The organism is Ruegeria sp. CI5 (assembly GCF_056536885.1).
The window spans coordinates 1-1,892 of record NZ_JBQFQN010000012.1; the positions used below are offsets into that span (position 1 = coordinate 1).

General features: G+C 55.1%; 1 pseudogene. It reads right to left on the minus strand.

What is annotated here, in order from left to right:
• Positions 1-185: 185 nt before the first annotated feature.
• Positions 186-1,574 (minus strand): annotated as a pseudogene (locus ACR0BA_RS18430) (IS3 family transposase).
• Positions 1,575-1,892 lie beyond the last annotated feature (318 nt).

Below are 1,892 nucleotides of genomic sequence, written 5' to 3' on the forward strand. Positions count from 1 at the left end.
CTCGTAAGCGGAAGGGTCTTCACCCTTCACAAAACGAACATGGTCCTTTTTACCCTGAGGGCCATGATATTGTGCAATTTTCATCAGGCCCAGAGGTGGATACTTGTTCCGGTGTCCGTCATCGAATGATTTGGAACACGAGCGTTTGATTGGCTTAGGAGGATCAGGCTCGCCGCAGTTTCAATCTACGCCGCGTTCTGATGATGCAGCAAGCGGCGTTTCTGGATTGTCTGGTGTTTGATTTCCTTTCTGCGTCTGAGGATTGTTTCGGCTCGACCGAAATAGACATCGGCGGGTGTCAGATTGCTGATGCTCTCGTGGTATCGGTTGTGGTTGTAGTGATTGATGAAGTCGCCGTTGGCCTGTTCGAGCGCTCCTGGCAGATAGTAGTTTTCCAGCAGGACACGGTTCTTCATCGTCTGATGCCATCGCTCAATCTTGCCCTGGGTCTGCGGATGGTTGGGCGCTCCCCGAACATGATCCATACCCTGCTCATCCAGCCATTTCGCCAACTCGCCAGAGATGTAACTGCTGCCGTTGTCGCTGAGCAGCCGGGGCTTGTGGGCAACGGTGACACTGTCACAACCTGATGCAGCCAAAGCGTCTTCCAGCGTTCCTGTGACATCGTCAGCTTTCATCGTGGTGCAAAGGCGCCAAGAGACAACGTAACGGCTGTAATCATCCAGGATCGTAGACAGGTAGAACCAGCCCCAACCGATGACTTTGAGATAGGTGAAGTCGGTCTGCCAAAGCTGGTTCGGCCGCACAGTCTTCTCATGGAATTCATCCGCCGCTTTGATGGTGATGCAGGCTGGGCTAGTGATCAGATCTTGTGCCTTCAGAAGCCTGTAAACACTGGCCTCAGAAACGAAGTAGCGCCTGGTGTCGGTGAACCGCACCGCAAGCTCGCGGGGCGATAACTCGGGTTCTTCCAGAGCCAGTTCCACGATCTGCTTGCGCACCTTGTCGGGGATGCGGTTCCAAACCCTACCTGGCCGGGAATGGCGATCCTCAAGCCCGGCCTCGCCGAAAGACAGATACCTGTCGTACCAGCGGTAGAAGGTCGTTCTGGGAATGCCGAGCTTTTCCAGTGTGCGTTTGATCGGCAGGTGCGAACCGTCAACCAGCCGAATGATCTCAAGCTTTTCGGATGTTGCCCTCTCATCGCTGCAAGCAGCGACTGTTGGGTGACAGATATCTCATTCGTCGTCTCCCCCATCCTCGAACATGCTTTTTTTGAGCAGCCGGTTCTCAAGGGTCAGGTCGGCGACTACCTCTTTCAGCGCCGACGATTCCGCTCTCAAATCCTTCACCTCAGAGCTGGTAGCCTGGCGTGCGGTATCGCCAGCCAACCGCTTCTTACCGGCCTCAAGGAACTCTTTCGACCAGCTGTAATACAGGCTCGTAGCTATTCCTTCACGGCGACACAGCTCCGCTATGCTGTCTTCACCACGAAGCCCATCCAACACAATACGGATCTTCTCCTCTGCCGAATGCTGGCGCCGTGTCTTCCTGCGGATGTCTTTGACAACTCTCTCTGCTGACGCTTTCTGTTTCCCGGATTTCATTCTCATCTCCACTCTCTGATGGTTACGATGAGCCTGAAATCCTCCGCTACGCAATCAACCTAGTCTGTTCCATGGGTGCTGATGGCGGACACCTCATACTAGGTTCCAGCACCGTCTGATGTAGCACCGTTCGAGTGCCCGCTTTGGGCTGCCTTCAGTCGTAGACACGGGAGGTAGCGGAGGTCGACTACGAGCCCAGAGTGCAAATTGCTGCGGTCGGCCCAAATACGTGCGAAGCGTGCGTCGCTGCCGTTGGTCCTACAATGGACGGCCCATTCCGGACGTTGACCGCCACTCGAAGTGCCGCAACGCAGAGTTCTTCAC